Consider the following 25,453-nt stretch of genomic DNA (forward strand, 5'->3'; position numbering starts at 1 on the left):
TCGGCCACGATTCACTAACGGGACATGAAGGTTCCCCTTACTTCGACAGCACGTCGGGACGTTCGAGCGTGAGGCCGCCGGCCTCCACCGTCTCGGTCGGCCACCGCCCCGAGTCCGTCAGCACCTCGACGTCGTCGGTGTCCACGTACACCGTGTCCTCGCTTTTCGCCCCCTGTACCGTCGGGTTCCAGGCGTAGGCTGCCTCCGGTGCGACCGGCGCGTCACTGTCCGGCGTCGCGAACCACTCCCGGCCCGCGTAGCCGGTCGCGCCGCCCTGGTGGTGGTGGCGCCACTCGCCGTCGAAGCCGGCGTCGGCGTACGCCTCCTGAATCGCCGCGAACACGTCGCCGGCCGTCCCCTCGCGGTCGTCGTCCGCTGCCGTGGCTCGGGCGGCCTCCTGCGTCGCCGCGACGGCTCGGGTCTCGACTCGCTGTGCGGCGCGGTGCCGCGCCTCCAGCCACTCCGGCGGGTCGAACGCGACGGTCCGGGTGCAGGAGGCGTGCAGGCCGGCGCGCCGAGCGGTGACGATGACGACGGCGTAGTCGCCGAGCGCCGCGTCGGTCGGCGTCGGGTGGCGGTACTCCGGGGCGCGCTCCGATCCGCCGACGAGCGCGACCGGGACGTCGATGTTGCGGGACGCGAGCGAGATTCGGAGCGCCGCGGCGACCTCGTGTTCGGTGTCGCCGGGTTCGAGTTCCCGACAGACGGTCTCGACGGCGAGTGCGACCTCCTCGCCGAGCGCGCGGTACTGCTCCAGGTCGTCGTCGCCGAGGCGGAGGCGGAGCCGCGTCGGGTCGACCGACTCCAGTCCGGGCACGTCGAAGTCGGCGGCCGCGGGCGTCGGCGACCGCGCCGCCACCGACTCCGCGAGCGACGCCTCGTACCAGTCGTCCGCGACCACGGACATCGACAGCGCCGCCGGCAGTTCCTCCGCGGCGATGCGTTCGGCCTCGACGTTGTTCGTCACGACCGTCCACTCGCCGTCGCCGAGGTAGCCGACCGCGGCGTCGCCGACGTCGGCGGAGGCGTCCACCCAGTTCTGGCCGCCGGTCGCCCACGCGAAGCTGTTCGGCCGCGCGAACCACGCCGCCTCGTACCCCTCGGCCGCGAGGAACCGGTCCAGTCGGGACTCGCGGTCGTCGATGTCGACCATACCGGCGACACCGCACGCCCGGGCTTCAATCCCTCGTCATCCGACTCGCGACGACGCGGCCGCGTCACCCGGCTCGCGGCGACGCGGTGGGCGGCCGTTCGATGGTCGGGCAGGCGGCCGCTCGATAGCCCGCATCGTTATGCGGCGCGGACAACGACGGCCGGGTGATGAGCGAGGACCTCGGGACGCCGGTGCTGGACGACCACCTGCATCTCGACCCGGCGCACGCCCGCGGCATGGACGCGGTGGAGGACTTCGCGCGGCTCGGCGGGACGCACCTGCTGGTCGTGAACAAGCCGTCGTGGCACCTCGGCGTGGAGGCGGACGAGCCGGCGGACTTCCGCGCCGTCTTCGAGGAGACCATCTCCGTCGTGGCCGAGGCGACGGAGCTGCTCCGCGGCCGGGCGTGGCCGGTGCTCGGCGTCCACCCCGGGCTGATTTCGCGGCTGGTGGACGACCGGGGCTTCGCGCCCGAGGAGGCGCGTGAACTGATGTGCGGCGGCCTCGACGTCGCCGCGGAGTACGTCGCCGACGGCCGGGCGCTCGCGCTGAAGTCCGGGCGGCCGCACTACGACGTCGACGACGCGGTGTGGGCGGCGTCGAACGACGTGATGCGGCACGCGTTCGAACTCGGCGCCGACCTCGACTGCGCGGTCCAGCTGCACACGGAGACGACGGACGACCTGACCGAGGTGGCGTCGTGGGCGGCGGACGCCGGGATGCCGGCCGAGCGCGTCGTGAAACACTACGCGAGCGGGTCGCTCGTCGGGCCGACGCCGAGCGTGATGTGCGAGAAGGACTGGCTGGTGACCGCCGCCGAACGCGGCGACCCGTTCTTGATGGAGACCGACTACGTCGACGACCCCGACCGGCCCGGCGCCGTCATGGGGCCGAAGACGGTGCCGCGTCGCGTCCGGTGGCTCCTGGAGGAGGGGTACGACGACGCCGTGGCGCTCGCGCACGTGGAAACACCGGCGACTGTGTACGGTATCGACACCGTCGCGACGCTCGACTGACGCGGCTCCGCGCCGCGCCTGCTGCCGCCCTCTCGCGGTTCTCCCGGCGTTTCACCGGAAATCCAGGGATACGGAAGGCATATCAATGCAGCCCCGGACGATTGGTGTATGAGCGAATCCGAGGAAACGTTCTACACCGAAGACCGGTGGCAGAACTGGCTCGACAGAGTGCGGGAGGAGGACCTCGACCCCGAAGAGGAAGAGTCCGCGCGCCTGCTTCTCAATCTGCAGGACGACACCGCCATCGCCATCGCGAAGGTCGTCGCGGCGTACGACGACGGCCGCATCGACGAGGACCGCGCGACCCAGGAACTCGCCGACATCCGCGACGTGGTGCTCTCCGAGCCGGAGTTCGAAAGCGAGGAGAAGGCGATGCTCATCGACGGCGTCCAGACCAGCCTGGTCTGCGTGTTCTACGCCGCAGAGGAGTACGTCGTCGGCGGCGCCGCCGACGAGGGCTCCGTCGAGGAGTACGTCCGCGCCGCCGCCGACGCCGAGCAGAACGACGACGTCGACGCGGCGCTCGGCTACCTCGTGCAGGCCGGCACCAAAATCATCGACGGCGCCGAACTCCCGATGGACGTCGTCGAGGACCTCGAGTACGGCCTCGTCTCGGAGTGGGTGAACGGGCTCGACTCGCTGCAGTCGGCGATGTCGGACCCCGAAGTCGTCGAAGAGGAAGACTGAGTCGGGCGGCACGCTTTTCAGAGCCGCCCCGGAGAAACTGGTATGCGCCTCCTCGACGACGACCGCGCGCAGTCCGTGCAGATCGGCGCCGTCATCCTGTTCGGGTTTCTCGTCGTCGCGATGTCGATGTACCAGGCGACGGTCGTCCCGCAGCAGAACGAGGAGGTCGAGTTCCGTCACAGCCAGGCGGTGCAAAACGACATTGTCCGGCTCGGAAACAGTATCGACGCGACCGGTCGGGCCGGGAGCGCACCCCCGGCAACGGTGAAACTCGGGACGCGCTACCCGACCCGGACGTTCTTCGTCAACCCCCCACCGGCAAGCGGGTCGCTTCGCACCGAGCCGGGCGGCAGTCTCTCGCTCAGCAACGTGACGGTTCTCTCGACTACGGGCGGCGAGGCGAACGACTACTGGACGGGCGGACGGAACTTCTCGTCGAAGTTCGTCGTCTACCAGCCGCAGTACAACGAGTACCGCGAGGCGCCGGTGACCCGCTATGAGTCGACTGCGGTCGTCAATGATTTCGGCGAGCAGTCGCTGGTACTCGACGAGCCGACGGTCGTCGACGGCGACAAAATCACGCTCGTCACCGTCAACGGAACGCTCTCGCGAAACGGCGTACAGCTGGTCTCGGTCGATCCGTCCGCGGTGAGCACGATCGACAGACGCGAAACCGTCTCAGGAAACCTCACGATCGTCGTTCCGACGACGCTGTCGGCGACCACGTGGTCGAACAAACTCCTCGACGACGAACTCGCCGCCGGCTGGGTCACGGAGATAACTCAGGTCGGTGCAGACCGCGTCCGCATCCACCTGAACGCGAGCCGAGACTACTCGCTCGGCGTCGCGGCGGTCGGCGTCGGTCGCGACGTCGCTGCGACGAACGAGCCGGCGTACGTCGACGTCGTCCGGGCACCGGGCGCTGCTGACCCCGGATCGGTTCGCGAGGTCGTCGTCGAGGTCCGCGACAAGTACGGTAACCCGGTGACCAACACGCAAGTGAACGGCCTCGCGAACGGCCCAGGATCGTTCGTCTCAGAGACAGTGAGGACCGATAACGATGGGTACGCGACGTTCGAATACCGCGCGACCGACGTCGGTTCGGTGACCCTCCAGTTCAGCTACGGCGACGTCACCGGCTCCGGGTTCGACGCCTCGACCGCCGCGGACGCGAACGTCTCCGTGACAGTGACTGACGGGGGGAGCACGGCGGGGGACGCGACGTACTCGTTGGTCTGGGACACGGACCGGATCAAGGAGCCGTCCGGAGTGACGGTCGCACCCGACGGCACGCTCGTGATCAACGCCTCCGTCGTCAGTTCGCCGATCGACGTAACGGTCAGAGCGACCAGCGAGGACGGTCAGCCCGTGGACGGGGCCTCGGTCGATTTCAGTACGACGAACGCCTCCGTTGCGGCGTTCTCCGGCGCCAGTTCGACCGGCGTCACGGCCGCTGACGGTCGCACTACTGTGCAACTCTCGTTCGCCACCGGCGAAGCCGTCGTGTACGCCACAGCCGGTGGAGGCGGTGATTCCCTGCCCGTCCGTGTCGTGGGCGGCGACGGCGGTGAGCCGCTTCCGTCCGGCGCGGTGGCGTTCAACGACGCCAACGAGAACGGCGTCTACGACGACGGCGAAACCACCTACACGGACTCCGACCTTCAGGACTTCCAGAATACGAACGTGGATCTGGTCGTCGAGCGAGACGTGACCGCAAACGGCTTCGACATCCAGGCGGCGTCGATCACAGTCGAGTCGGGTGCGACGATGACTGTGCAGGACTACGGCGCGACGACACTCCAGGCCGAAAACGGTGCCGTCCGGGTCGCCGGAACCATCGACACCACAGACGCAACTGGAGCGCAGGTCACCCTGAACGGTGACAGCGTGGATGTGAGCGGCGGAACGATTCGGTCCGCGGCGTCGATTTCGGTCACCGCCAGTGCTGGCGAGGTCTCGCTCGACGGCGCCACCATCGACAACACCGGCGGCAACGGCCGGAGTTTCGACGTCACTGCGACCGGGACGGTCTCGGCGGAAGACGCCGAAATAACCGTGACCGGACTGCTTCGCCTCGGTGCAAACGGAGGACCGCTCGACGCGTCCGGGGCCGAACTCGACGTGTCGTCCGGGAGCAACGCCGATCTGGACCTGATATCGAACGGGGATATGACCCTCACGAACGCCGAACTCGTCGGAGACCAGTACAGCAGCTTCGATGCAGAGCTCTCCACCAGTTCCGCGACGCTCTCGGTCGACGGAGCGGTGATCAGACGCGGGAACGGCAACGCGAAAGTGCTCGTCTACAGCCCCGACGACATCACGGTCAGCGGGAGCGCGACGGTCGGAACGGTGTCGCCGAACTGACGCAGGTACGACAGTTGACGTATCACTCATCGACAGACCCATAAGCCCGTTCCCCGAAGCGCGGGCCATGACAGCCGTCGGCATCGACGCCATCGAAATCTGGACCGGGAAGCTGCAGCTCGACCTCCCGAACACGTTCGCGCCGGCGAAAGGCGAGGACCCCGAGAAGTACACGAAGGGGCTCGGGCTGGAGACGTCGTCGTTCCCTGACACCTACGAGGACATCGTGACGATGGGGGCGAACGCGGCCAAGCGGCTGATGGACCGCCGCGACCTCTCGCCGGACGACATCGGCCGCATCGACGTCGCGACCGAGTCCGCCTTCGACAACTCGAAGCCGGTGTCGACGTACATCGCCGGGTGTCTCGAACAGGTGTACGACGGCGACTTCCACCACGCGAACAAGGGCGAACGGAAGTTCGCGTGCGTCGCCGGCACGCAGTCCATCGACGACGCGTACAACTGGATTCGGGCGGGGCGGAACCGCGGCCGCGCGGCGCTCGTCATCGCGACCGACACGGCGCTGTACGCCCGCGGCGACCCCGGCGAGGCGACGCAGGGCGCCGGCGCGGTGGCGATGCTCATCGACGAGGACCCCTCGGTCGTCGAACTGTCGACCGAGCAGGGGTACGGCTCCGCCGACGAGACGGACTTCCTGAAGCCGAACCAGCAGTTCCCGTCCGTCGACGGCAAGCGGTCGATGCAGGTGTACCTCGCGCGGATGCGGGAGGCGCTGGAGGACTTCGAGTCGGTCGCGTGGGACACCCACCCGGACGACTTCGAGTTCATCCCGTTCCACACGCCGTTCCCCGGCATGGTCCGGAAGGCGGGGCTGCTCGGCTACCGACACATGATTCGCGGCACCGACATCGAAGACGACCTCGAAGCCGAAATCGGCCGGCAGCCCCGCGAGTCCGAGTACGACTCCTGGGACGCCTACGAGGACGCCATCCGCGACTACATGGACGAACTGAAACGCACCGACCGCTACCGCGACTGGTACGGCGAGACCATCGAGCCGACGCTCGGGCTCGCCCGCCGCGTCGGTAACTGGTACACCGGCTCCGTCCACGTCGCCCGCGCCGCCTCCCTCAAACACGCCGCCGAGCAGGGCGTCGACATGACCGGGAAGAAACTGCTCGTCGGCTCGTACGGCTCCGGCGCGCAGGCCGAAATCCACGCCGAAACCGTCCGGGACGGCTGGGCCGACGAGGTGTCCGCGCTCAGCATCGACGACCAGCTCGACCGGCGGTACGACCTCGACTTCGACGAGTACGAGACGGTGCACGACGCGCACAACCACGACCTCGACGCCGAAATCGAGGAGTTCACGCAGCCCGACGGCGAGTTCGTCCACACCGGCTGGGGCCGCATGAACGAACGGAAGTACGACTACGTCGAGTAGCCGCACCGCGACCGCGACGACGCCGCGCTTTTCGCGTCCCGCACCGCGAGACGCCGGTGCGCCGACAGCACACGACCGTGCAACCGCTTTCACCGCACGCCGCGTCAGCGTCGGTGTGAGCGAATCCGACGCTGTCTCCGCGCGGCCGCCGCGAGACGTCGACGCCCGAGCGTTCCCCGACGAACTCGGAGCCGCCTGCGACGACGCCGACCTCGTGCTGGTGGAGTTCTACACGAAGGGCTGTACGCTGTGTCAGAGCATGGAGCCGGTGCTCGGCGTCGTCTCCCGCGCCGCCGACGTCCCGGTGTTGACGGTGAATCCGCAGGACGACCCGTCGCTGGTCGGCGACCACGACATCACGTCGGTCCCGGCGCTGCTGCTGTTCCGCGCCGACGACGGCGAACCGGAGGAGGTCGGGCGGCTCGTCGACGGCTTCGTCGGCGCCGAACGCGTCGTGGAGTTCGTCGAGGACCACCGCTAACGGTCCGCCGAGCGCAGCGCGCCAGAAGCCGCCGGCTTCGGAGTTCTCAACCCTCTTCTTTCGGATTCCCGACTCGGCACTCGTGCGGCCGTCAGCGGGCGTCGAGTCCGAGCGCGCCGTCCGCCACGTCGACGCGGAGGTGGTCGACGGTGGCCTCGTAGGTCTGGTAGTGAGTGCCGTCGTCGTCGACGCGGCGGCGTTCGTCGACCAGCCCGAGGTCGCAGAGGTCGTCGAGCCGCCGGTACACCGTCGGGAGCGACGCGTCGCACGTCTCGGCGATGTCGTCGGCGTCCACCGGGCCGTCGCCCGCGGCCGCGAGGACGGCTCTGGTGTGTTCGTTGCCGAGCGCGTCCAGCACCGCGTCGACGTCGCGGTCGGCTCCGTCGTCCTCGGGTCCGGCGGCGTCCGCAGAGCCACCCGGGATTTCGGCGTTGTCCGAACGGTCGTCTCCGTCGCTCCCCATCGGGTCCGTGTTCCGTGCGGACGCGGAAAACAGCGGCGGCGAGGCGGCCGAGAGTCGACGTGTCGCGGAATCGGTGCTGCGTGGACCCGTCGGGCCGGGCGGCCGCGGCGGCCGCGGACCCGGTCAGATGCGCCGGAGTTCGTCGAGCGCCTCCTCGAGCGGCGCGGTAGAGACGGCGAGCGAGAAGCCGTCGACGTCGGCGAGCGCGCCGGCGTGGTCCCACAGCGCCTCCTCGTCGAGGCCGTGGAGGATGACGGCGTTCGGGGTGGGCGTGACGACGCGGAGCGCGACGAGCGGCGACTCGCCGCGGGTGACGCCGGTGAACACGAGCGCGCGGTCGGTGGACTGGCCGTACAGCCGGTAGAACTCCTCGCTGGAGAGCGACGTGATGGCCTGGATGGAGTTGATGACGGTGTGGCCGTTGACGGTGTCGCGCTCGCCGGCGACGATTTCGGTGGCGTCGAGCGCGTCGTAGACCCGGCTGGTCGGCACCGCCGTCGGGTACTCGCGGATGTCGCGGACGATGTCGGACTCGAAGCCGGCGGAGACGACGCGGGCGTACTGGCGGATGCGGGTGCCGCCGCGGGACTCGTCGATGTCGAGCAGCCCCTCGACGACGCGGGAGACGAGGCCGATGCCGGGCGACTCCCGTCGGCCGCTCTCGTAGTCGGAGACGACCGACGACGAGACGTCCATCCGCTCTGCGAGTTCGGTCTGCGAGACGCTGAAGTCGGTCCGCCACTTCCGGAGCGTCGCGCCGGGGTCGTCCGACAGCGTGATTTCGCCGGCGATGCGGCGCGCCAGTTCGGCGCGCGGCGCCCCCGGGTCGTCCCCCGTGGTCATGGCTGAACGGAACGGTGACGGCGCGATAAGGGTGTCGGAGCCGACCGGCGACGCGCTCCGCGTCGCCGGCGCGGTGGCAGGCCGCCGGCGCGGCGAGCAGCGGGCGGGTCGGCGAAACGTACATCCGTTCCGGCGGCGGAGTCGGTGGCGATGCCGTCGACGCTGGTTCACGTCGCGTTCGCGGGGCTGCTGGCGGCGGCGCTGCTGCGCGACGACGACTTCACGCGCGGCGCGGTCGCGGCGGTGCTCGTCGCCGCCGCGGTCCCGGACCTCGACGCGTTCTTTTCGACCGTTGTCGTGGGGGCCCACCGGTCGCTCGGCCACAACGCCCTGCTGCCGGTCGCCGCCGCCGCGGTGCTGCTGTACGACACGCGCGTCCGGGAGGTGTCCGTGCTGTACGCGCGGTACGGCGCCCGCGGCCCGGCCGTCGCGTGGACGGCGCTTGCGGCGTTCGCCGTCGCGGGCGTCGGCCTGGACTACGTGACGAACGGCGTGAACCTGTTCTGGCCGATTCACGATCAGTTCTACACGCTGAACGGCAAGCTGTCGCTGTCGAGCACCCGCGGCGTCGTCCAGACGTTCGTCGACCTGACGCCCGAGCGGGTGCGGACGACCGAGACGCTGCACTACAGGACCGGCGTCGACCCGACGCCGGGCGACGAAAAGCGGTCCGTCGAGCGGGTGTTCCCGGTGGTCTGGAGCGGCTGGCAGCTGCTGCTGGTCGCGGTGAGCGCCGCCGTCCTGACGGTCCGCGGGCGCCGCGCGGCGCGCTGACAGCACCGACAGCGACCGCCGTCTTTCGGCCGCGACACGGCGGGCGAAAGCGGCGAGCGACTGCCACCAGCGACGACGACCGCGACCCGGGCGTTCATCACCGGCGCGGGCGACGACGCACCCATGCCGACCGACTCGACAGACTCGACAGAGCCAGGGGGCGACGCCGCTGACCCGGTCGACGACGCCGCCCCGGACGGCGTGACCGTGCGTCCGTACCGCGACGGCGACGCCGCGGCGCTGTGGGACCTCAAGTGCGGCTTCGAAACCGGGCTGGGCGCCGGCACCGGCGGCGACGAGAAGGCGGCGCAGTACGAGGCGAAACTCACCGACGACTACCGGCGGCGCTGGCTGGACTGGGTGGGTCGCTGCGTCGACGAGAACGGCGGCTGCGTCGCCGTCGCGGACGACGGCGATTCGCTCGTCGGCTACGTGTTCGTGCTGCCGGAGTCGCTGTCGTTCGTCTGGGACGCGGCGGTGCTGAACGAGATTTTCGTCGCGCCCGACGCGCGCGGCACCGGCGTCGCCGACGCGCTGCTGGCGTCTGCGCTCGGCACCGCCCGGGCGCAGGACCTGCCGCTCGACCGGATGGTGCTGGACGTCGACCGGGAGAACGAGCGCGCGGCGGCGTTCTACGAGCGGTTCGGCTTCACGCACTGGGGCGAGATGGTGGCGCGGCCGCTGTAGGCCTACTCGAACAGCGACGCGGCCGCGCCGCCGACGCCGCCGAAGACGGCCGGGTAGACGACGCCGGCCAGCAGGACGCCGGTGACGTAGTCCGGGTGGACGCTGCCCGCGTCGCCGACGCCGTACGCGAACAGGAACGTCCCCGCCGCCGCGAAGACGAAGTACGCCGGGACGACCGAGAGGCCGGCGACCGCGCCGTCGCTCGGCACGTCGGCGTCCGAGAGCGCGCCCGCGGCGGCGCCGGCGAGCAGCAGCAGCACCGGCGGGACGGCGTACAGCAGCGCGATGTTCCCGCCGTCGGCGCTCGCGATGAAGTTCGCCGTTCGGGCGCCGCCGAGTCCGGGGACGAGCACGTCGACGAAGTGGGCGTTGTAGAAGTACCAGCCGACGCCTTTCCACACCGGAATCGGGTCGCCGCCGAGCAGTTCCGCGAGGAAGTTGAAGGCGTTGAGTTGTTCGCGGACCGCGCCGGACTGCCAGAGGTACGTGACCAGGTAGCCGAGGGCGTACGCGGCGACGCCGGCGACGGCGCCGACGCCGAACGGGACGTCGTCTGTCGGGGACCGAGAGGCTGTCTGACTCACGACGGGACTCTCTGGCGGCAGGCACCGTATCTTTTCTGGCCGCAGCGGGCGAATCCAACGAGCCGAAATCGTCTTTTGCGGGCCGGACGGACACCGGGACGTGCTTCTCTGCGATCTCACGCTGGTCGACGGCGACGGCGTCCGCACGGGCGACCTCCGCGTGTCGGACGGCCGCATCGCCGCGGTCGGCGACCTGACCGCCGACGGCGACGAATCGGTCGTGTCGCTCCCCGAGGTAGCCGCGGTTCCGGGGCTGGTCGACGCGCACGTCCACTTCTCGTTGTCGGGCGAGCGAACCGTCGACGACGTCGTCGGGATGAGCGACGCCGAACTGGCGCTGGTGGAGGCGCGGAACGCCCGGCGGACGCTGGAGGCCGGCGTCACCGGCGTCCGCGCGATGGGCGCACGCGACGTCGACGTCCGGCTCCGCGACCGCATCGACGCCGGCGACGTCCCCGGCCCGCGGATGGCGGCGAACTGCCGGTCGATTACCGCGACCGGCGGCCACGGCCACCACCTCGGCCGCGAAATCACGGGCCCGGTCGACGCCCGGAAGGCGGTCCGCGAGCAGTCCAAGCAGGGTGCCGACTTCATCAAGTTCATGGTGACCGGCGGGGTGACGACGCCCGGCACCGACCCGGACGCGGTGGCACTGACCGACGACGAACTGGACGCGCTCGTCGACGAGGCGCACCGCCGCGGGATGCACGCCGCGACGCACGCCCACGGCGCCGCCGGCGTGAAGGCCGCGGTGCGGGCCGGCGTCGACACCGTCGAACACGGGACGTTCCTCGACGACGAAGCCGTCGACCTGCTGCTCGAAACCGAGACGACGCTGGTGCCGACGCTGTCGGCGCCCTACCACATCGTCCGGAACATGGACGCCGCCACCGCGGACGTCCAGCGGAAGACCGAGCACGTCTACGAGCGCCACATCGAGTCGTTCGGCCGGGCGGTCGAGGCGGGCGTGCGCGTCGCCGGCGGCACCGACGCCGGCACGCCGTTCAACATGCACGGCGCGAACGCCGCCGAAGCCGAGTTCATGGCCGAGTACGGCATGTCGCCGCTGGACGCCATCGTCGCCATGACCGAGACCGCCGCCGACGTCGTCGGCCTCGACGACCAGGGCACGCTGGAACCGGGGACGTACGCCGACGTCGTGCTGTGCAGGGCGGATCCGACCGACGACCTCGCGACGCTGAACGACCCGGCGGTCGTCCTGAAGGGCGGCGACGTCGTCGGCGGCAGCGACTACGAGCTCCGCGACGCGATTCGGGACGCCGGCCGCGACGACGCCGCGGTGTCTCGGACCGCGAAGGGCGCACGCGACTCGGAGCCGGCCGAGTAGCGCGCGAGCGGCGCCCGGCTACGCCTCGAAGGCGACGGCGTCGACGAACGCGGCGTGCGGCCAGCCGTCGACGTCACCGCCTCCTGCCTCGTCGCCGGTGGCTCCGGCGTCGACGGCGTCTTCGTACTCGTCGCGGCTGACCGAGTACCGGCGGACGTCGCGCGGGTCGCCGTCGGCGTCCGCGATTCTGTTGCGGAAGACGCCCGCTTCGCGGCCGCCGAGGCGGTCGACGTACTTCTCGATGGCGCGGACCGACTGGTCGTTCGCCGGGTACGCCTCGACGGCGAGCAGGTCGAGGTCGAGGCGGCGGAAGGCGAGGTCGGCGAGCGCGATCGCGCGTTCGCCGGAGTAGCCGCGCCCCCAGAACGGCTCGCGGAGCCAGATGCCGAGCGTCCCGGTCCGGCGGTCCCAGTCCACCTGCAGCCCGGTGTTGCCGGCGTACTCGCCGGCGCCGTCCTCGCCGTCGCGCGGGAAGACGGCGTACGTCGCGGCCTCGCGGCCGGTCCAGCCGTCGGCGAACCGCTCGGTGACCTCGGCGCTCTCCTTCGGGGTGTCGTGCGGCGACCACGACACGTGTTCGGTCTCCCGGTCGATGCTGTCGGTCTGGTCGGCGCCGGCGTGCGCGTAGAACGTCAGCGGGTCGACGGCGGCGTCGTGGCGGTCCAGTCGGAGGCGGTCGGTGCGGATGCGGTCGGGGAACACGGCCGCATCGTCCGGCACCACCACAAAAACGTTTGCTCGGCCGTGCGACCGCGTGACGCACCGACGGCCGTCGGGTGACCCGGCGGCCGCACGACTCGGTGCCGGCGACGCACACCACGGCCGGGTTTAAGAGCGGGCGACTCCAACTCCCCGCTGCAATGTCAGACCTCGTCCTCTACGAACTCGAAGGCTGCCCGTACTGCGCGAAAGTGAAGAACAAGCTCGCGGAGCTCGGCCTCGAATACGACTCCGTGATGGTGCCGCAGTCGCACGACGAGCGCACCGAGGTGAAGGAGGTCAGCGGCCAGACCGGCGTCCCCGTCCTCGTCGACGAGGAGCACGGCGTCGAGGGCATGCCGGAGTCCGACGACATCGTCGAGTACCTCGAGGAGACGTACGGCTCGAACGCCGGCGCCTGACGCCCCACCACGTCGACGACAGGTGCGGCCCGCCGACAGCGGCCACTCATTTTCGAAGGGCAGCGTCCCGAATCAGCCCAGCAGCTCGGCGTTCGTGGGAACCGGAACTCAGTTCGGACTCCCGGTGGTGGCCGACTCGGCCCCCACGGCGACGGTCACCGTCGACTCTCCCGCAGGCGTCCGGACGCCGTATTCCAGTTCCATTCCCGGGTCGGCGTGCGTACTACTCGCCGAGATAGTCGCCTCGCCGGACTCGCCCGAGTCGAGCACGATGTCGAACCCCTCCGGCCGATAGAGGGGGAACGAGAAATTCACGGCGCCGCGGAAGGTCCCGGGGCCGTCGCCGACGTTGTCGGCGGTCACGGTGATCGTGAACCGCTCGCCCGGTCGGACCGTCTCGGGTGCGCTTGCGGTCCAGTCCCACGCGGGCGGCGGCGCCGTCGCCTTCTCGGTGTCGAGTCTCCGCTTCCAGGAGTTGTTCTCGGCGTCGAGTCGGAGCGACGGCTCCGTGTCCAGTCGGGCCGGCACACTGAACGCGAGCCACCCGGTCGGTTCCTCGTTCTCCTGTTCGGGCGTGTACGGCCCTCCCGGTACGTCGAGGCCGACCGGGGCTGTGTCTCTGATGTCCGCCGGCTCGTAGACGTCGTCAGCGGTGACGAGCCTGAACGCGTCTCGATTCGGCGGCTGCTCCGCGTCGGTGGCGTCGACGGTCACGAACACGAACTGGCCGTCTGCCGACCGAATCCCGTTCCAGTCGACGTTCTCGATGTGGCGGTAGGCGTACTGAACGGCCGCCGCCTCGACGGTCACTGCGGGACGCGAAGCCGTCCTCGACCCGGCCGAACCATGGTCCGTCGGTGCCCCGGTCGTCGAACCGGCCGAGCCGCCGATGCAGCCGGCGGTACCCGCGGCTGCGAGAGCCGCGAGATACGCGCGTCTGGAGGGCATCACACTGACGCTTCGTCGTTCCGCGTAAATGCTTTCTGCGCGTCAACAGCAGATGGCCGCTGCTCTATCAGCCGGGAACGCGTCCGCGCCGACCGGAGCCGAGTCTTTCGTCCGTTACGCTTCCTGCGGTTCGTCGCTGCGTTCGCGGATGAGCTCGCGGATGCGGTCCGGGTCGTCGCTGTCGGCGAGTTCGTCGATGGAGACGATGGCGGTGCCGTCGACGGAGTCGCGCTTGCTGCGCTCCTCGGTGAAGTAGACCGCGCGGGTTCGGGTGACGCGGCCGAGCGACGCCATCAGTTTGGCGCGCTTCGCCGCGGTCTTCGTGAACGCGGAGTGGCCGGTGAGCAGCGTGAACTCGACCTGCGACCGGTCGGCGTCCTCGCTGACCGCCTTGAACGGGGCGCGCTGGGTCGGGTGGACGAGGAAGCCGGCGCGCGAGAGGACGGCGTGGACGTGTTCGTCGTCCGGGTCGGCCGCCGGCGGCTCCGGCGTCGGGTCGGCGTCGCGGACCTCCTCGGCGCCCTCCATGACGTTCACCGGGTCCGAGAACGGGCGGTCGAACAGCTCTTCGAGCTGGACGGCGACCTCGACGGAGGCGTTCATGCCGTCCTCGTACTTCGCGACGGTGCGCCGGGAGACGCCGAGTTCGTCGGCGAGCTGGCCGAGGCTCCAGCCGCGTTCGCGGCGCTCGTCGCCGACGAGGTCGCCGTCGATGTTGACGTAGAGGCCGCCCGGGGCGGCGTAGATGAGCGGCGGCACCTCCTCGACGACGAGGTCGTACAGCGTGTCGGGGTGAATCGCCGGGACGCCGTGCCGGAAGTAGACGACGCCCGGCTTCAGGTCCTCGTCGCGGGTGCGGAGCCCGACGACCATCGGCGTCGCGGAGAGGTAGTTGCCGAGTCGACGCATCTCGGCGCCGGTCGGGCCGTCGAAGGCGTCGACGTTGCCGAGCACTTTCAGCAGCAGCGTGTCCTCGCCGCGCCGCGCGGCGAGGTCGAAGCTCTTGGGGCGGACCGCGCACCGCTCGCTGACGAGGAAGTCCACGTCCGCGAGCATCGCGGTGACGTTCTCGATGACCGCCTTCCGAGACATGTTCGACTGTAAGCCGTCCCCAACATATATGGGTTGTGCCGGGCAGAGCGGACGGGAGCGGCCGCCGTCAGGCGCTCTGTCGAGGGTTCGCGGCCGACGCGATGCGGTCGGGTCAGCGCTCGCCGTTCGGCGGTCGGCGCGACGCGAAACACCCAATTCCGTCCGCCGCCTCGGTTCGTCCGTGACCGTCATCGGCCTCGACGACACCGACTCCCGCAGCGACGGCATGTGCAGCACGTACCTCGCCGCGCTGCTCGCCGAGGCCATCGACCGCGAGGGCGGCGCCGTCCGGGACCTGCTGCTCGTGCGGCTGAACCCCGCCGTGGAGCACAAGACCCGCGGGAACGCCGCGCTCGCGGTCCACGCCGACGTCAACGCCGACCGGGCGCTCGAACTCGCCGCTGACCTCGTCGAGACGTACGCCGTCGACGACGACCCGGAGACCAGCCCCGGCGTCGTCGTTGCCGACCGCGGCCCGGCGGACGTCCCGGCCGCGGTCGCCGAGTTCTCGCGGGGCGCCGTCCGGGACTTCCACGACCTCGACGACGCGGTCGCGCTCGCGGAGTCCGCCGGCTTCGCCCACCGCGGCTGGGCCGGCGGGCGCGGCCGAATCGGGGCGCTGGCCGCCGTCGGCGCCGACCGCGCGTTCGACGACTGGACCGTCGAACACGTCAGTTACCGCGAATTCGACCGGTGCGGCACGCCCCGCGACGTCGACGCCGACTCCGTGTTTCGCGCCGCCGACGAGGCGTACCCGGCGGCGTGGGACACCGTCGACCGGGCGGAGGGCGAGGCCGTCTGCGTCCCGAGCGCGCCCGGCCCGATTCTGTACGGCGTCCGCGGCGACGACCCGGAAGCGGTCCGGCGCGTCGCCGACGGAATCGACTCCGAGCGCGTCGACCGCGCCGCGCTGTTCCGAACGAATCAGGGCACGGACGCCCACCTCCGCGACGCCTCCCTCGCCGCCGTCCGCGACGGCCACGCCTACCGCGTCGACTGCGAAGTCGCCGCCGCACCGGAGACTCGACGCGGCGGCCACGTGTTCTTCTCCGTCGAACCGGTCGACGAAAGTGTCTGCGACGACCACGGCGACGGCGACAGCGACGACCACAGCACCGGCGACGGCGACAGCGACGACCACAGCACCGGCGACGGCGACAGCGACGACCACAGCACCGGCGACGGCGACAGCGACGACCACAGCACCGGCGACGGCGACAGCGACGACCACAGCACCGGCGACGGCGACAGCGACGACCACAGCACCGGCGACGGCGACAGCGACGGCGACGCGGCGGCGACGCTGGACTGCGCGGCGTTCGAGCCGACGAAGCGGTTCCGCGACCGCGTCCGGGCGCTCCGCGTCGGCGACGAACTCACAGTGTGCGGCGAGGTGACCGACGGGACGCTGAAACTGGAGAAGTTCGCGGTGCGCGACCTCGTCGACACCGAGCCCGTCGTCCCGGAGTGCCCCGGCTGCGGCCGGTCGATGGAGTCGGCCGGCCGGAATCAGGGGTACCGGTGCCGCGACTGCGGCACCGACGCGGACGGCAAGGTCGACCGGCCGCTGGACCGCGACCTCGAACCGGGCTGGTACGAGGTGCCGCCGTGCGCCCGCAGACACGTCGCGAAGCCGCTGGTCCGCGGCGGCTTCGACGCGCCGACGCACCCCGAACGCTGAGTCCGCCGCGGCTTCGACGCGCCGGTCAGTCGAAGTAGCCGCTGGCCTCCCGAATCGCGTCCGCGTCGAGGCTCGCGACGCCGCGGTCGGTGGCTTCGAACCACGACGGCGAGTCGAACCGGGCGTCCGTCACCTCCGCGCCCGGAACCGGGTCGCCGACGACGTCCGCGCGGTCGACGACGTACCGGAGCGCGAGAACGCCGCGCCCGTCCCGGACGGCGTGGTCGGTGCGGAACAGCGTCAACTCCTCCGGGTCGACGCGGACGCCGGCCTCCTCGACCAGTTCGCGGGCCGCGCCGACCGCCGGCGGCTCGTCGAACTCGATGTTGCCGCCGGGGACGCCCCACGTCCCGAAGTCCGGCTCCGTCGCGCGCTCCACCAGCAGCAGTTCGTCGCCGTCGACGACGAACGCGCCGGCGACGGGCCGGCTGTTCTGCCAGACGACGCGGTCGCAGGCGGCGCAGTACCGTCGCCGCCGGCCTTCGACGTCGACGCGGCCGAGTTCGGCGCCGCACAGCGGACAGTAGTCGCCGGGAACCGTGAGCACGGCCGACGGTTCGGGCGGCAGCGAAAAGCCGTTTTCCATCGCGCCGACCCGCCCAGGTGCCGTCGAAGACGAAGCCTGAAAACGACCGGTGAGAGAGCGGTCGCGGAGAGTCAGCGTTTGAGTCCGCTTCCGGTCAGCGGGACGACGACGTCGTCGTCGGGGCCGAGGACGTCGCGGTCGCGGTACACCGACAGGGCCGCGGGGGCGACGGCGGAGGTCGATTCCGTGTAGAACCCGGCGGCGTGGAGGTCGTCGAGGGCCGCGTCGACGGCGTCGGCGCCGAGCGCGATTGCGTCGCCGTCGGTGTCGTCGACGGCGTCCAGAATCTGCCGTTTCCGGACCGGCTCGGCGATCTGGATTCCGTCGGCGGCGTCGTTCTCGCCGGCGGCCGCCGCCTCGCCGTGGAGCGCCTCGACTATCGGGGCGGCCCCGGCGGCCTGCACGCCGAGCAGCCGCGGAACCGAATCGGTCCAGCCTGCCTGCTGCAGCGCGCGGAAGCCGCGGTACACGCCGAGGAACAGCGTGCCGTGTCCGAGCGGCAAGACGACGGCGTCCGGGGCGTCCCAGTCGCGCTGGAGCGCCGTCTCGTAGGCGAACGTCGCCGTCCCGGCGAAGAAAGCCGGGTTCCACGCGTGGCTCGCGTACCAGCCGGCGCCGGCTTCGACCGCCGCGACGCAGGCGTCCGTCGTCGCCTGCCGGGGCCCCTCCGTCTCGACCGTCGCCGCGCCGGCGCGCCGAATCGCCGCCAGTTTCGCCTCTTTCACGGACGCCGGGACGTAGATTTCGGCGTCGATGCCGGCGCGGGCGGCGTACGTCGCGACGGCGGCGCCGGCGTTCCCCGACGAGTCCTCGACGACGGTGTCGACGCCGAGCGCGGCCGCGCGCGACAGCATCGTCGTCGCGCCGCGGTCCTTGAACGACCCCGACGGGAACACGTACTCCAGTTTGAACTGCGCGTCCCACGCGGGGGCGTCGACGAGCGGCGTCATTCCCTCGCCGAGCGTCACCGCGGGCGACTCCGGGATGAACTCAGCGAACGACCAGAGGCCGTCCCGGGCGTCGAACGACGCCGGGTCGGGCGCGGCGCGGTCGGGGAGCGGCTGTTCGGCGTAGTCGAGCGGGTGCCCGCACTCGCAGCGCCAGCGGTCCGCGTAGGTGGCGCCGCAGGAGCCGCACCGGAGCGGCGGCGGCGACGGCGACGAGGTAGTCATGGTTCAGTTCCCGCGACGGCGACACCAGTAGGTGACGGTTGCGGACGCAGCGGGGAGTCGGCTCGGAGCGTCAGAACTCGTCGATGTCGGTGCCGACGGAGCAGACGTACTCTCCGGTGGCGACCTGCGGGAGGCGGCGGCGGCGCCAGAAGACGCCGTCGTTGTCGGCGGTGATGCGGCTCTTGAGGGTGCCGAAGGTGTCGGTGACTTCGAACAGCGTGTCGCCGCGGCTGACGCTGGCGCCGAGTTCCTGCTGGAACGTGACGAGCCCGCCGGTCGGCGAGCCGTACTGGTCGAAGCCGGAGGCGCGCGTCTGGAGGTCGGTGTCGACGTCGCCGGGCAGGAAGTCGTAGTAGCGGAGGACGCGGAACATGCCTTCGACGCCGAGCCGGATGCTCTCGTCGTCCCAGCCGACGGCGCCGCCGAGTTCGGGGTCGATGGTCGGGATGCCCTCGTCCGGGGCGGCGCGGGCGAGCTGGCCGTCCGGGCCCTTCTGGTCGAGGACGTGGCCGACGCCGAACGCCTTCGCGAGTTCGAGACACTCGCGGTGAATCCGGTGGTGCGGACCGCAGCGAACCCGGACCTCGTTTATCATTCGGGACGTGGAGCCCTGGTGGAGGTCGACGATGAGGTCGGCGCGTTCGGCGGCGTCGAACGTCGCGGCGGCGATGCGCTCGCTGGAGGTGCCGTTCGGGTCGCCGGGGTACGCCCGGTTCATCTTCGTGTCGTCGATGGGGTTGCGGTGCTCTGCGACCTGGAAGGCGTGGTAGTTCACGATGCCGGTCACGAGGATAGTGCCGGCGAGCTCCTGCGGGTCGACCTGCGGGACGAACTGGTTGACGACCCCGAGCCCGTTCAGTTCGTCGCCGTCGCTCACCGCCTGCACGTACAGCGTCTTGCCGTCTTCGGCGCCGTTCAGCACCGCGACCGGGAGCCCGATGGTCGTGCCGTCCCGGGTCTCGCCGACGTCGAGCCGCCCCGTGTCCAACTCCCCGGGGGCCGCGCTCGCACTCCCGAACGTCGTCGTCATGATATCGGAGCGACGGTGTCGCCCGACTTTAGGGGTTCGGTCCGGCGGAGCGACACACCGCCGACCGCTCGGGCGAGGACGTCCGTCGACCGCTCCCCGGCGAGCGTTTATCAGCGATGACGAGGACAGGGCAGGGCATGGCGCCAGCGTCGGGGAGACGCGAAAACGACGAGGAACGCAGCGCCGGCGGTGACTCTGCGGGACGTACTGACTGCGGGGGAAGCCGGGGCCGCGGGGGAGAACAGCCGTCCGTTCGGGTACTCAAAGACGCGCTCCGTGCGCTCGCAGTCGGCGCCAACGCGCAGGCCGGGGCCGGCCGGGACGGAGACCGCGTCGGACCGGCAGACGCAGACGTGCTCCTTTCGGACGCCGAAGCCGCGCTGGACGACGTTCGGGCGGCTGCGGCGTTCGCGGACGACGGCGGATTCTGCAGGCTCCGCGATGCAGAACGCGCAGCCGAGGCGCGGAACGCCGACGGGACGGCCGAGCGCTGCCGCGCCGTTCTGGCGGCGGTCGAGGCGTACCGGGCCGCCGCCGGAGACCACTTTCACCGCGGTCGCGAGGGGCTTAAGCCGGGCGGCGAAGTATGGACGGACAACACCTCATGACGCGGGTCATCCACACCGGCGACACCCACATCGGGTACCGGCAGTACCACTCGCCGGAGCGCCGACAGGACTTCCTCGACGCCTTCGAGGCCGTCGTCGCCGACGCGGTCGACGAGGACGTCGACGCAGTGGTTCACGCCGGCGACCTGTTCCACGACCGCCGGCCCGACCTCCCGGACCTGCTCGGCACGCTCTCCGCGCTCCGCCGACTCGACGATGCGGGCGTCCCGTTCCTCGCCGTCGTCGGCAACCACGAGTCCACGCGCGGCGGCCAGTGGCTCGACCTGTTCGAGTCGCTCGGCCTCGCGACGCGGCTCGACGCAGACCCCGTCGTCGTCGGCGACACCGCGTTCTACGGGCTCGACCACGTCCCCGAGTCCCGCCGGGACCGGCTGGAGTACGACTTCGCGTCGCCGCCCGCGGCGGCGGACACCGCGGCGCTCGTCAGCCACGGCCTGTTCGAGCCGTTCGCCCACGCGAACTGGGACACCGAAACCGTGCTGACGGAGTCGTCGGTCGACTTCGACGCGGTGCTGCTCGGCGACAACCACGCACCCGGAACCGCCGAGGTGCGGGGGACCTGGGTGACGTACTGCGGGTCGACCGAGCGGGCGTCAGCGACCGAACGCGACGGCCGCGGCTACAACATCGTCACGTTCGACGCGGACCGCGACGGCGACGCGGTCGACATCCGGCGGCGCGCGCTCGACACGCGGCCGTTCGTGTTCATCGACGCCGAACTCGGGCCGTCCGAGGGCGTCGACCGCGTCCGCGACCGCGTCCGCGAACACGACGTCGACGACGCGGTCGTCATCGTCGAAATCACGGGCGACGGTGACCCGGTCGCCCCCGCCGCCGTCGAGGAGTTCGCGGCCGAGCGCGGCGCGCTCATCGCCCGCGTGAAAGACCGACGCGAAGTCGAGGCCGACACCGACGTGTCCGTGAACTTCGCCGACCCGGACGCCGCGGTCCGCGAACGCGTCTCGGAACTCGGCCTGTCGACGGTCGCCCGCGACATCGACGACGTCGTCCGCGGCGAAACCGCCGACGCGAACGTCAGAGACGACGTGAAACGGCGGATTCAACAGCGGCTGGACGACGCTGACACCGACGGGGACGCCGGCGGCGACAGCGCGAGCGACGCGGAGGGCGAGACGCTGGACTCGTTCCTCGCCGCGGCGACGACTGCCGACGACGAGGAAACGGACAGGGCCGACGAGGAGCCGGATGTGGCTGACAATCCGGATGGCTCAGACGACCCGGACGCGCCTGCGGACTCGGACGCGGACGACGACTCGCAGCTCACGCTGGGTGATTCGCTGTGAGGTTCGACCGGATTCGGCTCCGGAACTTCAAGCCCTACGCCGACACCGACCTCCAGCTCGGCGAGGGCGTCACGGTGATTCACGGGCTGAACGGCTCCGGGAAGTCGTCGCTGCTGGAGGCGTGTTTCTTCGCGCTGTACGGGTCGAAGGCGCTCGACGGGACGCTGGAGGGCGTCGTGACGAACGGCGCCGACGAGACCGAGGTCGAACTGTGGTTCACGCACGACGGCGAGTCCTACCACGTCGCCCGCGAACTGAAGCGGTACGGCGAACAGATTCAGACGACGACCTGCACCCTGGAGTCGGTCGACGGCGACGTGGCTCGCGACGGCGCCACCGACGTCCGGCAGTTCGTCACGGACCTGCTCCGGATGGACGCCGAGGCGTTCGTGAACTGCGCGTACGTCCGGCAGGGCGAGGTGAACAAGCTCATCAACGCGACGCCGTCCGACAGGCAGGACATGATCGACGACCTGCTGCAGCTCGGCCGGCTCGAAGAGTACCGCGAGCGCGCCGGGAACGCCCGCCTCGGCGTCGAGGACGTCCTGTCCGAAAAGCGCGGCGCGCTCGACGGCCTCGACGACCAGATCAGCGAGAAAGCCGACCGGAACCTCCACGAGCGGCTGAACGGGCTTCAGACCGAGCTGAACGAGCTCGACGAGAGCATCGAGAACTACGAACAGCAGCGGGAGAAAGCCGAGGCGACGCGCGACGAGGCGCGGACGGTGCTCGACGAGTACGAGGAGCGGCGCGCCGAACTCGAAGACGTCGAGGCCGACATCGACGACCTGGAGGAGACCATCCGCGAGTCCGAGACGGAGCGGGAAGCGCTCGCGGACCGAATCGGCTCGCTCCGCGACGACGTCGCCGACCTGGAGGAGACGCTCGACGCCCGGCTGGCGGAGACGGCGCTCGACGACGCCGACCCGGAGTCGGTCGCGGCCCGACGCGACGCGCTCGACGACCGGCAGGCCGACCTCCGCGAGGAACGCGACGAGGCGCGGGACGACGCGACCGCCTTCGAGAACCAGGCGGACCGACTCCGCGAACGCGCCGACGAGGCGGAGACGCGCGCCGAGGAGAAACGCAGCCGCGCCGACGACCTCGAAGCCGCCGCCGAAGAGGCGGCCGAAGCGGTGGCGGAGCGGGAGGAGTCGCTGAGCGAACTGTCGGAGCGCCGCGCCGACCTGGAAGCGACGTTCGAAGACGCCCCGGTCGACGTCGGGGAGGCGGCGGCCCACCGCGAGGAGCTCCAGTCCGAGCTCGCCGACCTGCAGGAGGCGCTCACCGAGACGACGTCGGAGCTGAACACCGCGCGAACCGTCGTCGAGGAGGCCGAGGAACTGCTCGACGCCGGGAAGTGCCCGGAGTGCGGCCAGCCGGTCGAGGACTCGCCGCACGTCGACACGCTCGAGGAGGACCGCGAACGGGTGTCGGAGCTCGAAGCCGAACTGGCGTCGCTCCGGGAGCGCGAAGACGAACTGGACGAGGCGCTGAGCCGCGCCGAGACGCTCGTCGAGGCCGAATCAGAACTCGACACGCTCGAAGAGCGTCGGGAGTTCCTCGAATCCGCAGTCGAGGAGAAGCGCGCCGAAATCGGCGAGCGGCGCGACGAGGCCGAGTCGCTCCGGGCGGACGCCGACGACCTGGAGTCAGACGCCGCCGAAAAACGCGAGGTCGCATCGGAGAAAGCGGAGCAGGCCGCCGAACAGCGCGAGCGCGTCGAAGAAATCGAGGCGGACCTCGACGGGGTCGACGCGGCACACGACGCGGTCGACCGCGTCGAATCCGTCCGCGAGGAGATCGAGGACGCGACCGACGAAATCGACCGGCTCGCCGAGCGCCGCGACACCCTCGCCGAACTGAACGACGAGCGGCGCGACCGGCTGGCTGAGAAGCGGCAGCGGCGCGACGAGCTCCGCGACGGCTTCGACGAGGACCGCATCGAGACGGCGCGCGAACAGCTCTCGAACGCCGAGACGTACATCGAGCAGGTGACGGAGACGCTCGAATCGCTCCGCGACCGGCGGACGGAACTCCAGAGCGACATCGGCGCGGTCACCCAGGACATCGAGGAGCTCGAGTCGCTCCGAGAGCGCCGCGAGGAACTCGCGAAGCGGGTGGAAGCCCTCGAGTCGGTTCACGAGGAGGCCGAAGAGCTGGAGGCGATGTACGGCGACCTCCGCGCGGAGCTCCGCCGCCGGAACGTCGAGAGCCTCGAACGGATGCTGAACGAGACGTTCGAGCTGGTGTACGCGAACGACGCCTACTCGCACATCGAACTGGACGGCGAGTACGAACTCACGGTGTACCAGAAGGACGGCGAACCGCTCGACCCCGAGCAGCTCTCCGGCGGCGAGCGCGCCCTGTTCAATCTGTCGCTGCGCTGCGCCATCTACCGGCTGCTCGCAGAGGGAATCGAGGGCGCGGCGCCGACCCCGCCGCTCATCCTCGACGAGCCGACCGTGTTCCTGGACCGGGGGCACGTCTCCCGGCTCGTCGACCTGGTGGAGGAGATGCGCGGCTTCGGCGTCCGCCAGATAATCATCGTGAGCCACGACGAGGAACTCGTCGAGGCCGCCGACGACCTCGTCCGGGTGGAGAAGAACCCGACGTCGAACCGGTCGACCGTCGAGCACGCGGACGACAGGGCCGCCGCGGTACTGGCGGCGGACGAAGCCGCGGACGACTGAGGAGCCGGCGGATTCGAGGCCGCAGAATCAGCCGCGGAGCCTGTCGACGGCGTCGCTGGCGGCGTCGGTCGGGGCGTAGCCGCGCTCGCCGGCCACCGTCGTCTGTTCGAGCAGGCCGGCTGCGCGGAACTCCGAGAGGACGCCGTGGAGGTCCGACTCGCAGAGGCCGTACGAGTCAAGCAGCGTGCGGACGGCGAGCGGTCCGCGGTCGACGAACTCGACCAGCAGGCCGAGCGCCCGGTCGTCTCGGCACGCCAGGACGGCGCGGCGGACGTCGTCCGGGAGGCCGCCTGCGGACGCGGCCAGCGGCGACTCGTCGACCGCGTCCAGGTCGTCGTTCGGCACGTACCGCTCGTCGCCCGTCGCGGGGTCGCGCACGAGGCTCGACTCGTCGCTCCGCTTCACGAGCAGGTACCGCGTTCCGTCCTCGTGGCGAACCGTCTGCATACGCGGGGAAACGGCGCGGGCACCGAAAGCCGTGTCGGTGAGTCAGCGACGGGAAGCGGGGCGGCCGCCGTCAGTCCGGCTGGCGGCGTCATCCTCGTCGGCGTCCGCGGGGTTCTCCCCGTCAGAGTCTTCCGCGACGTCGTCGCCGTTCTCGGCATCGTCGCGGTCGCGGAACGCCCGGTAGGTCTGGTAGACGCGGCCGGCGGCGAGCAGTCCGACGAGGATTGCGGCGCCGCCGGCCGCCCAGTCGCCGCGGAATCCGACGAGCATGGCGCCGAGCGCGACGCCGAACAGCGCGACGTTCGCGTAGACGACGGCGGCCCAGAACGCCGACTGAACCGCCTGGTCGACGTCGGCGGGGTCCGGGAGGCCGTCGGCGGGGTTTCTGACCTCCGGCGTCTCGGTTTCGGGGGCGAGGTCTTCCTCCGGGTTTCCCCAGCGCTCCTCGACGTCGAACGCCGGCGGCTCTCCGGAGTCGTCCTCGTCCAGCACGCCTCGTCGTTGGCGAATCGAGGTGAAAAGGGTTTGTTCACGGGGCGACGCCGTCGGTGGCGGTCCGGTCGAGTCTGGCTGGTCTGGTCTGACCTTGCCCGGGCCCGTTCGTCCGAGTCCGGCCCCACCGCGGCGACGTCGTTACGCCAGGTCCGCGAGTGTGACGGCGCGCGTCGTCTCCACCCACGCGAGCGGATTCTCGGCGTCGTACAGGACGGTTCGACCGTCGTCCTCGTACGCCTCGACCGTCTCGACGGCCTCGTCCGACCGTTCGGCGCTCGGCTCCTCCGAAAGGGAGTCGGATGCGTGGGTCATATCCAGCCCATGGTAGACTGTAACACGGTATATGCCTTTCCGTCGCGGCGGACATCGCCGTCCGCGGCGCGTCCGCGGCGTCAGCGGAGTCCGGTGGCTCCGGAAGCGGCCACGTCTGAGGCGGATTCGGCCACC

General features: G+C 70.9%; 26 protein-coding genes. 13 read left to right on the top strand and 13 right to left on the bottom strand.

Annotation, left to right across the window (positions count from 1 at the left end; all coding sequences use genetic code 11):
* Nucleotides 1-37: 37 nt before the first annotated feature.
* The gene (locus tag ACQUS7_RS02405) at nucleotides 38-1,153 is read right to left on the bottom strand and encodes a M24 family metallopeptidase (protein ID WP_435144280.1); all 1,116 of its coding nucleotides are present in this window, start codon (nucleotides 1,151-1,153) and stop codon (nucleotides 38-40) included.
* 167 nt (nucleotides 1,154-1,320) lie between these two features.
* Between ACQUS7_RS02405 and ACQUS7_RS02410 the strand changes: the two genes are divergently transcribed.
* The 5 genes from ACQUS7_RS02410 (at nucleotide 1,321) to ACQUS7_RS02430 (ending at nucleotide 7,109) form a co-directional block, all read left to right on the top strand.
* Nucleotides 1,321-2,169, top strand: coding sequence for a TatD family hydrolase (locus ACQUS7_RS02410; RefSeq protein ID WP_435144283.1), 849 nt, complete (start codon nucleotides 1,321-1,323; stop codon nucleotides 2,167-2,169).
* Nucleotides 2,170-2,277: 108 nt separating this feature from the next.
* The gene (locus tag ACQUS7_RS02415; protein ID WP_435128033.1) at nucleotides 2,278-2,856 is read left to right on the top strand and encodes a DUF2150 family protein; all 579 of its coding nucleotides are present in this window, start codon (nucleotides 2,278-2,280) and stop codon (nucleotides 2,854-2,856) included.
* Nucleotides 2,857-2,898: 42 nt separating this feature from the next.
* On the top strand, nucleotides 2,899-5,223 hold the full coding sequence (locus tag ACQUS7_RS02420) for an Ig-like domain-containing protein (protein WP_435144286.1): 2,325 nt from the start codon (nucleotides 2,899-2,901) through the stop codon (nucleotides 5,221-5,223).
* 67 nt (nucleotides 5,224-5,290) lie between these two features.
* Nucleotides 5,291-6,628, top strand: coding sequence for a hydroxymethylglutaryl-CoA synthase (gene hmgB / locus ACQUS7_RS02425; protein ID WP_435144289.1), 1,338 nt, complete (start codon nucleotides 5,291-5,293; stop codon nucleotides 6,626-6,628).
* Between the two features lie 115 nt (nucleotides 6,629-6,743).
* Nucleotides 6,744-7,109, top strand: coding sequence for a thioredoxin family protein (locus ACQUS7_RS02430; protein WP_435128027.1), 366 nt, complete (start codon nucleotides 6,744-6,746; stop codon nucleotides 7,107-7,109).
* Between the two features lie 91 nt (nucleotides 7,110-7,200).
* Here ACQUS7_RS02430 and ACQUS7_RS02435 read toward each other — a convergent pair whose 3' ends face one another.
* On the bottom strand, nucleotides 7,201-7,572 hold the full coding sequence (locus ACQUS7_RS02435) for an ArsR/SmtB family transcription factor (protein WP_435128025.1): 372 nt from the start codon (nucleotides 7,570-7,572) through the stop codon (nucleotides 7,201-7,203).
* Nucleotides 7,573-7,695: 123 nt separating this feature from the next.
* Nucleotides 7,696-8,415: a helix-turn-helix domain-containing protein gene (locus tag ACQUS7_RS02440; RefSeq protein ID WP_435128023.1), complete on the bottom strand. Its 720-nt coding sequence runs from the start codon at nucleotides 8,413-8,415 to the stop codon at nucleotides 7,696-7,698.
* Nucleotides 8,416-8,565: 150 nt separating this feature from the next.
* Here ACQUS7_RS02440 and ACQUS7_RS02445 point away from each other — a divergent pair, with 150 nt between their 5' ends.
* Nucleotides 8,566-9,189, top strand: coding sequence for a metal-dependent hydrolase (locus ACQUS7_RS02445; RefSeq protein WP_435144294.1), 624 nt, complete (start codon nucleotides 8,566-8,568; stop codon nucleotides 9,187-9,189).
* A 123-nt stretch (nucleotides 9,190-9,312) separates the two neighbouring features.
* Nucleotides 9,313-9,876: a GNAT family N-acetyltransferase gene (locus ACQUS7_RS02450; RefSeq protein ID WP_435144296.1), complete on the top strand. Its 564-nt coding sequence runs from the start codon at nucleotides 9,313-9,315 to the stop codon at nucleotides 9,874-9,876.
* A 2-nt stretch (nucleotides 9,877-9,878) separates the two neighbouring features.
* On the opposite strand, the gene ACQUS7_RS02455 is transcribed toward ACQUS7_RS02450, so the two are convergent.
* Nucleotides 9,879-10,460 carry a transporter gene (locus ACQUS7_RS02455; RefSeq protein WP_435128017.1) on the bottom strand — a complete coding sequence of 194 codons (582 nt, stop codon included), beginning with the start codon at nucleotides 10,458-10,460 and terminating at the stop codon, nucleotides 9,879-9,881.
* 100 nt (nucleotides 10,461-10,560) lie between these two features.
* Between ACQUS7_RS02455 and ACQUS7_RS02460 the strand changes: the two genes are divergently transcribed.
* Complete coding sequence (locus ACQUS7_RS02460; RefSeq protein WP_435144299.1) at nucleotides 10,561-11,808, top strand: amidohydrolase family protein; 1,248 nt, start codon at nucleotides 10,561-10,563, stop codon at nucleotides 11,806-11,808.
* An 18-nt stretch (nucleotides 11,809-11,826) separates the two neighbouring features.
* Here ACQUS7_RS02460 and ACQUS7_RS02465 read toward each other — a convergent pair whose 3' ends face one another.
* Nucleotides 11,827-12,510, bottom strand: a complete 684-nt coding sequence (locus ACQUS7_RS02465) for a GNAT family N-acetyltransferase (RefSeq protein WP_435145222.1) — start codon at nucleotides 12,508-12,510, stop codon at nucleotides 11,827-11,829.
* 158 nt (nucleotides 12,511-12,668) lie between these two features.
* Between ACQUS7_RS02465 and ACQUS7_RS02470 the strand changes: the two genes are divergently transcribed.
* Nucleotides 12,669-12,929, top strand: a complete 261-nt coding sequence (locus ACQUS7_RS02470; RefSeq protein WP_435128013.1) for a glutaredoxin family protein — start codon at nucleotides 12,669-12,671, stop codon at nucleotides 12,927-12,929.
* Nucleotides 12,930-13,037: 108 nt separating this feature from the next.
* On the opposite strand, the gene ACQUS7_RS02475 is transcribed toward ACQUS7_RS02470, so the two are convergent.
* Entirely contained in the window at nucleotides 13,038-13,739 is a 702-nt protein-coding gene (locus tag ACQUS7_RS02475; RefSeq protein ID WP_435144302.1) for a hypothetical protein, read from the bottom strand.
* Nucleotides 13,740-13,991: 252 nt separating this feature from the next.
* On the bottom strand, nucleotides 13,992-14,969 hold the full coding sequence (locus tag ACQUS7_RS02480; RefSeq protein ID WP_435128009.1) for a transcriptional regulator: 978 nt from the start codon (nucleotides 14,967-14,969) through the stop codon (nucleotides 13,992-13,994).
* Between the two features lie 181 nt (nucleotides 14,970-15,150).
* On the opposite strand from ACQUS7_RS02480, the gene ACQUS7_RS02485 reads away from it, so the two are divergent.
* Nucleotides 15,151-16,650 (top strand): TiaS agmantine-binding domain-containing protein, encoded by a 1,500-nt coding sequence (locus tag ACQUS7_RS02485; RefSeq protein ID WP_435144304.1) that lies wholly within the window; start codon nucleotides 15,151-15,153, stop codon nucleotides 16,648-16,650.
* Between the two features lie 25 nt (nucleotides 16,651-16,675).
* Here the strand turns inward: ACQUS7_RS02485 and ACQUS7_RS02490 are convergent, their stop codons facing one another.
* From ACQUS7_RS02490 to ACQUS7_RS02500, 3 genes are all read right to left on the bottom strand, one after another.
* Nucleotides 16,676-17,197, bottom strand: a complete 522-nt coding sequence (locus ACQUS7_RS02490) for an NUDIX hydrolase (RefSeq protein ID WP_435128006.1) — start codon at nucleotides 17,195-17,197, stop codon at nucleotides 16,676-16,678.
* A 110-nt stretch (nucleotides 17,198-17,307) separates the two neighbouring features.
* Complete coding sequence (locus ACQUS7_RS02495) at nucleotides 17,308-18,408, bottom strand: pyridoxal-phosphate dependent enzyme (protein WP_435144308.1); 1,101 nt, start codon at nucleotides 18,406-18,408, stop codon at nucleotides 17,308-17,310.
* 70 nt (nucleotides 18,409-18,478) lie between these two features.
* The gene (locus ACQUS7_RS02500) at nucleotides 18,479-19,438 is read right to left on the bottom strand and encodes a succinylglutamate desuccinylase/aspartoacylase family protein (RefSeq protein ID WP_435144310.1); all 960 of its coding nucleotides are present in this window, start codon (nucleotides 19,436-19,438) and stop codon (nucleotides 18,479-18,481) included.
* 137 nt (nucleotides 19,439-19,575) lie between these two features.
* On the opposite strand from ACQUS7_RS02500, the gene ACQUS7_RS02505 reads away from it, so the two are divergent.
* The 3 genes from ACQUS7_RS02505 to rad50 are packed head-to-tail and all read left to right on the top strand — an operon-like array spanning nucleotide 19,576 to nucleotide 24,064.
* A complete protein-coding gene (locus tag ACQUS7_RS02505; protein ID WP_435144312.1) occupies nucleotides 19,576-20,046 on the top strand; it encodes a hypothetical protein in 471 nt (156 codons plus the stop codon).
* The gene (gene mre11, locus ACQUS7_RS02510; protein WP_435145224.1) at nucleotides 20,043-21,371 is read left to right on the top strand and encodes a DNA double-strand break repair protein Mre11; all 1,329 of its coding nucleotides are present in this window, start codon (nucleotides 20,043-20,045) and stop codon (nucleotides 21,369-21,371) included. Before ACQUS7_RS02505 ends, mre11 begins: the two co-directional genes overlap by 4 nt.
* Nucleotides 21,368-24,064 (top strand): DNA double-strand break repair ATPase Rad50, encoded by a 2,697-nt coding sequence (gene rad50 / locus ACQUS7_RS02515; RefSeq protein ID WP_435144314.1) that lies wholly within the window; start codon nucleotides 21,368-21,370, stop codon nucleotides 24,062-24,064. The genes mre11 and rad50 overlap by 4 nt, the downstream gene beginning before the upstream one ends.
* 27 nt (nucleotides 24,065-24,091) lie before the next feature.
* On the opposite strand, the gene ACQUS7_RS02520 is transcribed toward rad50, so the two are convergent.
* The 3 genes from ACQUS7_RS02520 to ACQUS7_RS02530 form a co-directional block, all read right to left on the bottom strand.
* Entirely contained in the window at nucleotides 24,092-24,511 is a 420-nt protein-coding gene (locus ACQUS7_RS02520; RefSeq protein WP_435127996.1) for a DUF7346 family protein, read from the bottom strand.
* A gap of 42 nt (nucleotides 24,512-24,553) precedes the next feature.
* Nucleotides 24,554-25,003: a DUF7322 domain-containing protein gene (locus ACQUS7_RS02525; protein ID WP_435144316.1), complete on the bottom strand. Its 450-nt coding sequence runs from the start codon at nucleotides 25,001-25,003 to the stop codon at nucleotides 24,554-24,556.
* A 141-nt stretch (nucleotides 25,004-25,144) separates the two neighbouring features.
* Entirely contained in the window at nucleotides 25,145-25,318 is a 174-nt protein-coding gene (locus ACQUS7_RS02530) for a DUF7331 family protein (protein WP_435127992.1), read from the bottom strand.
* Nucleotides 25,319-25,453 lie beyond the last annotated feature (135 nt).

It is taken from the genome of Halobaculum sp. P14, from assembly GCF_051195155.1.
Lineage (GTDB): Archaea > Halobacteriota > Halobacteria > Halobacteriales > Haloferacaceae > JBNTKA01.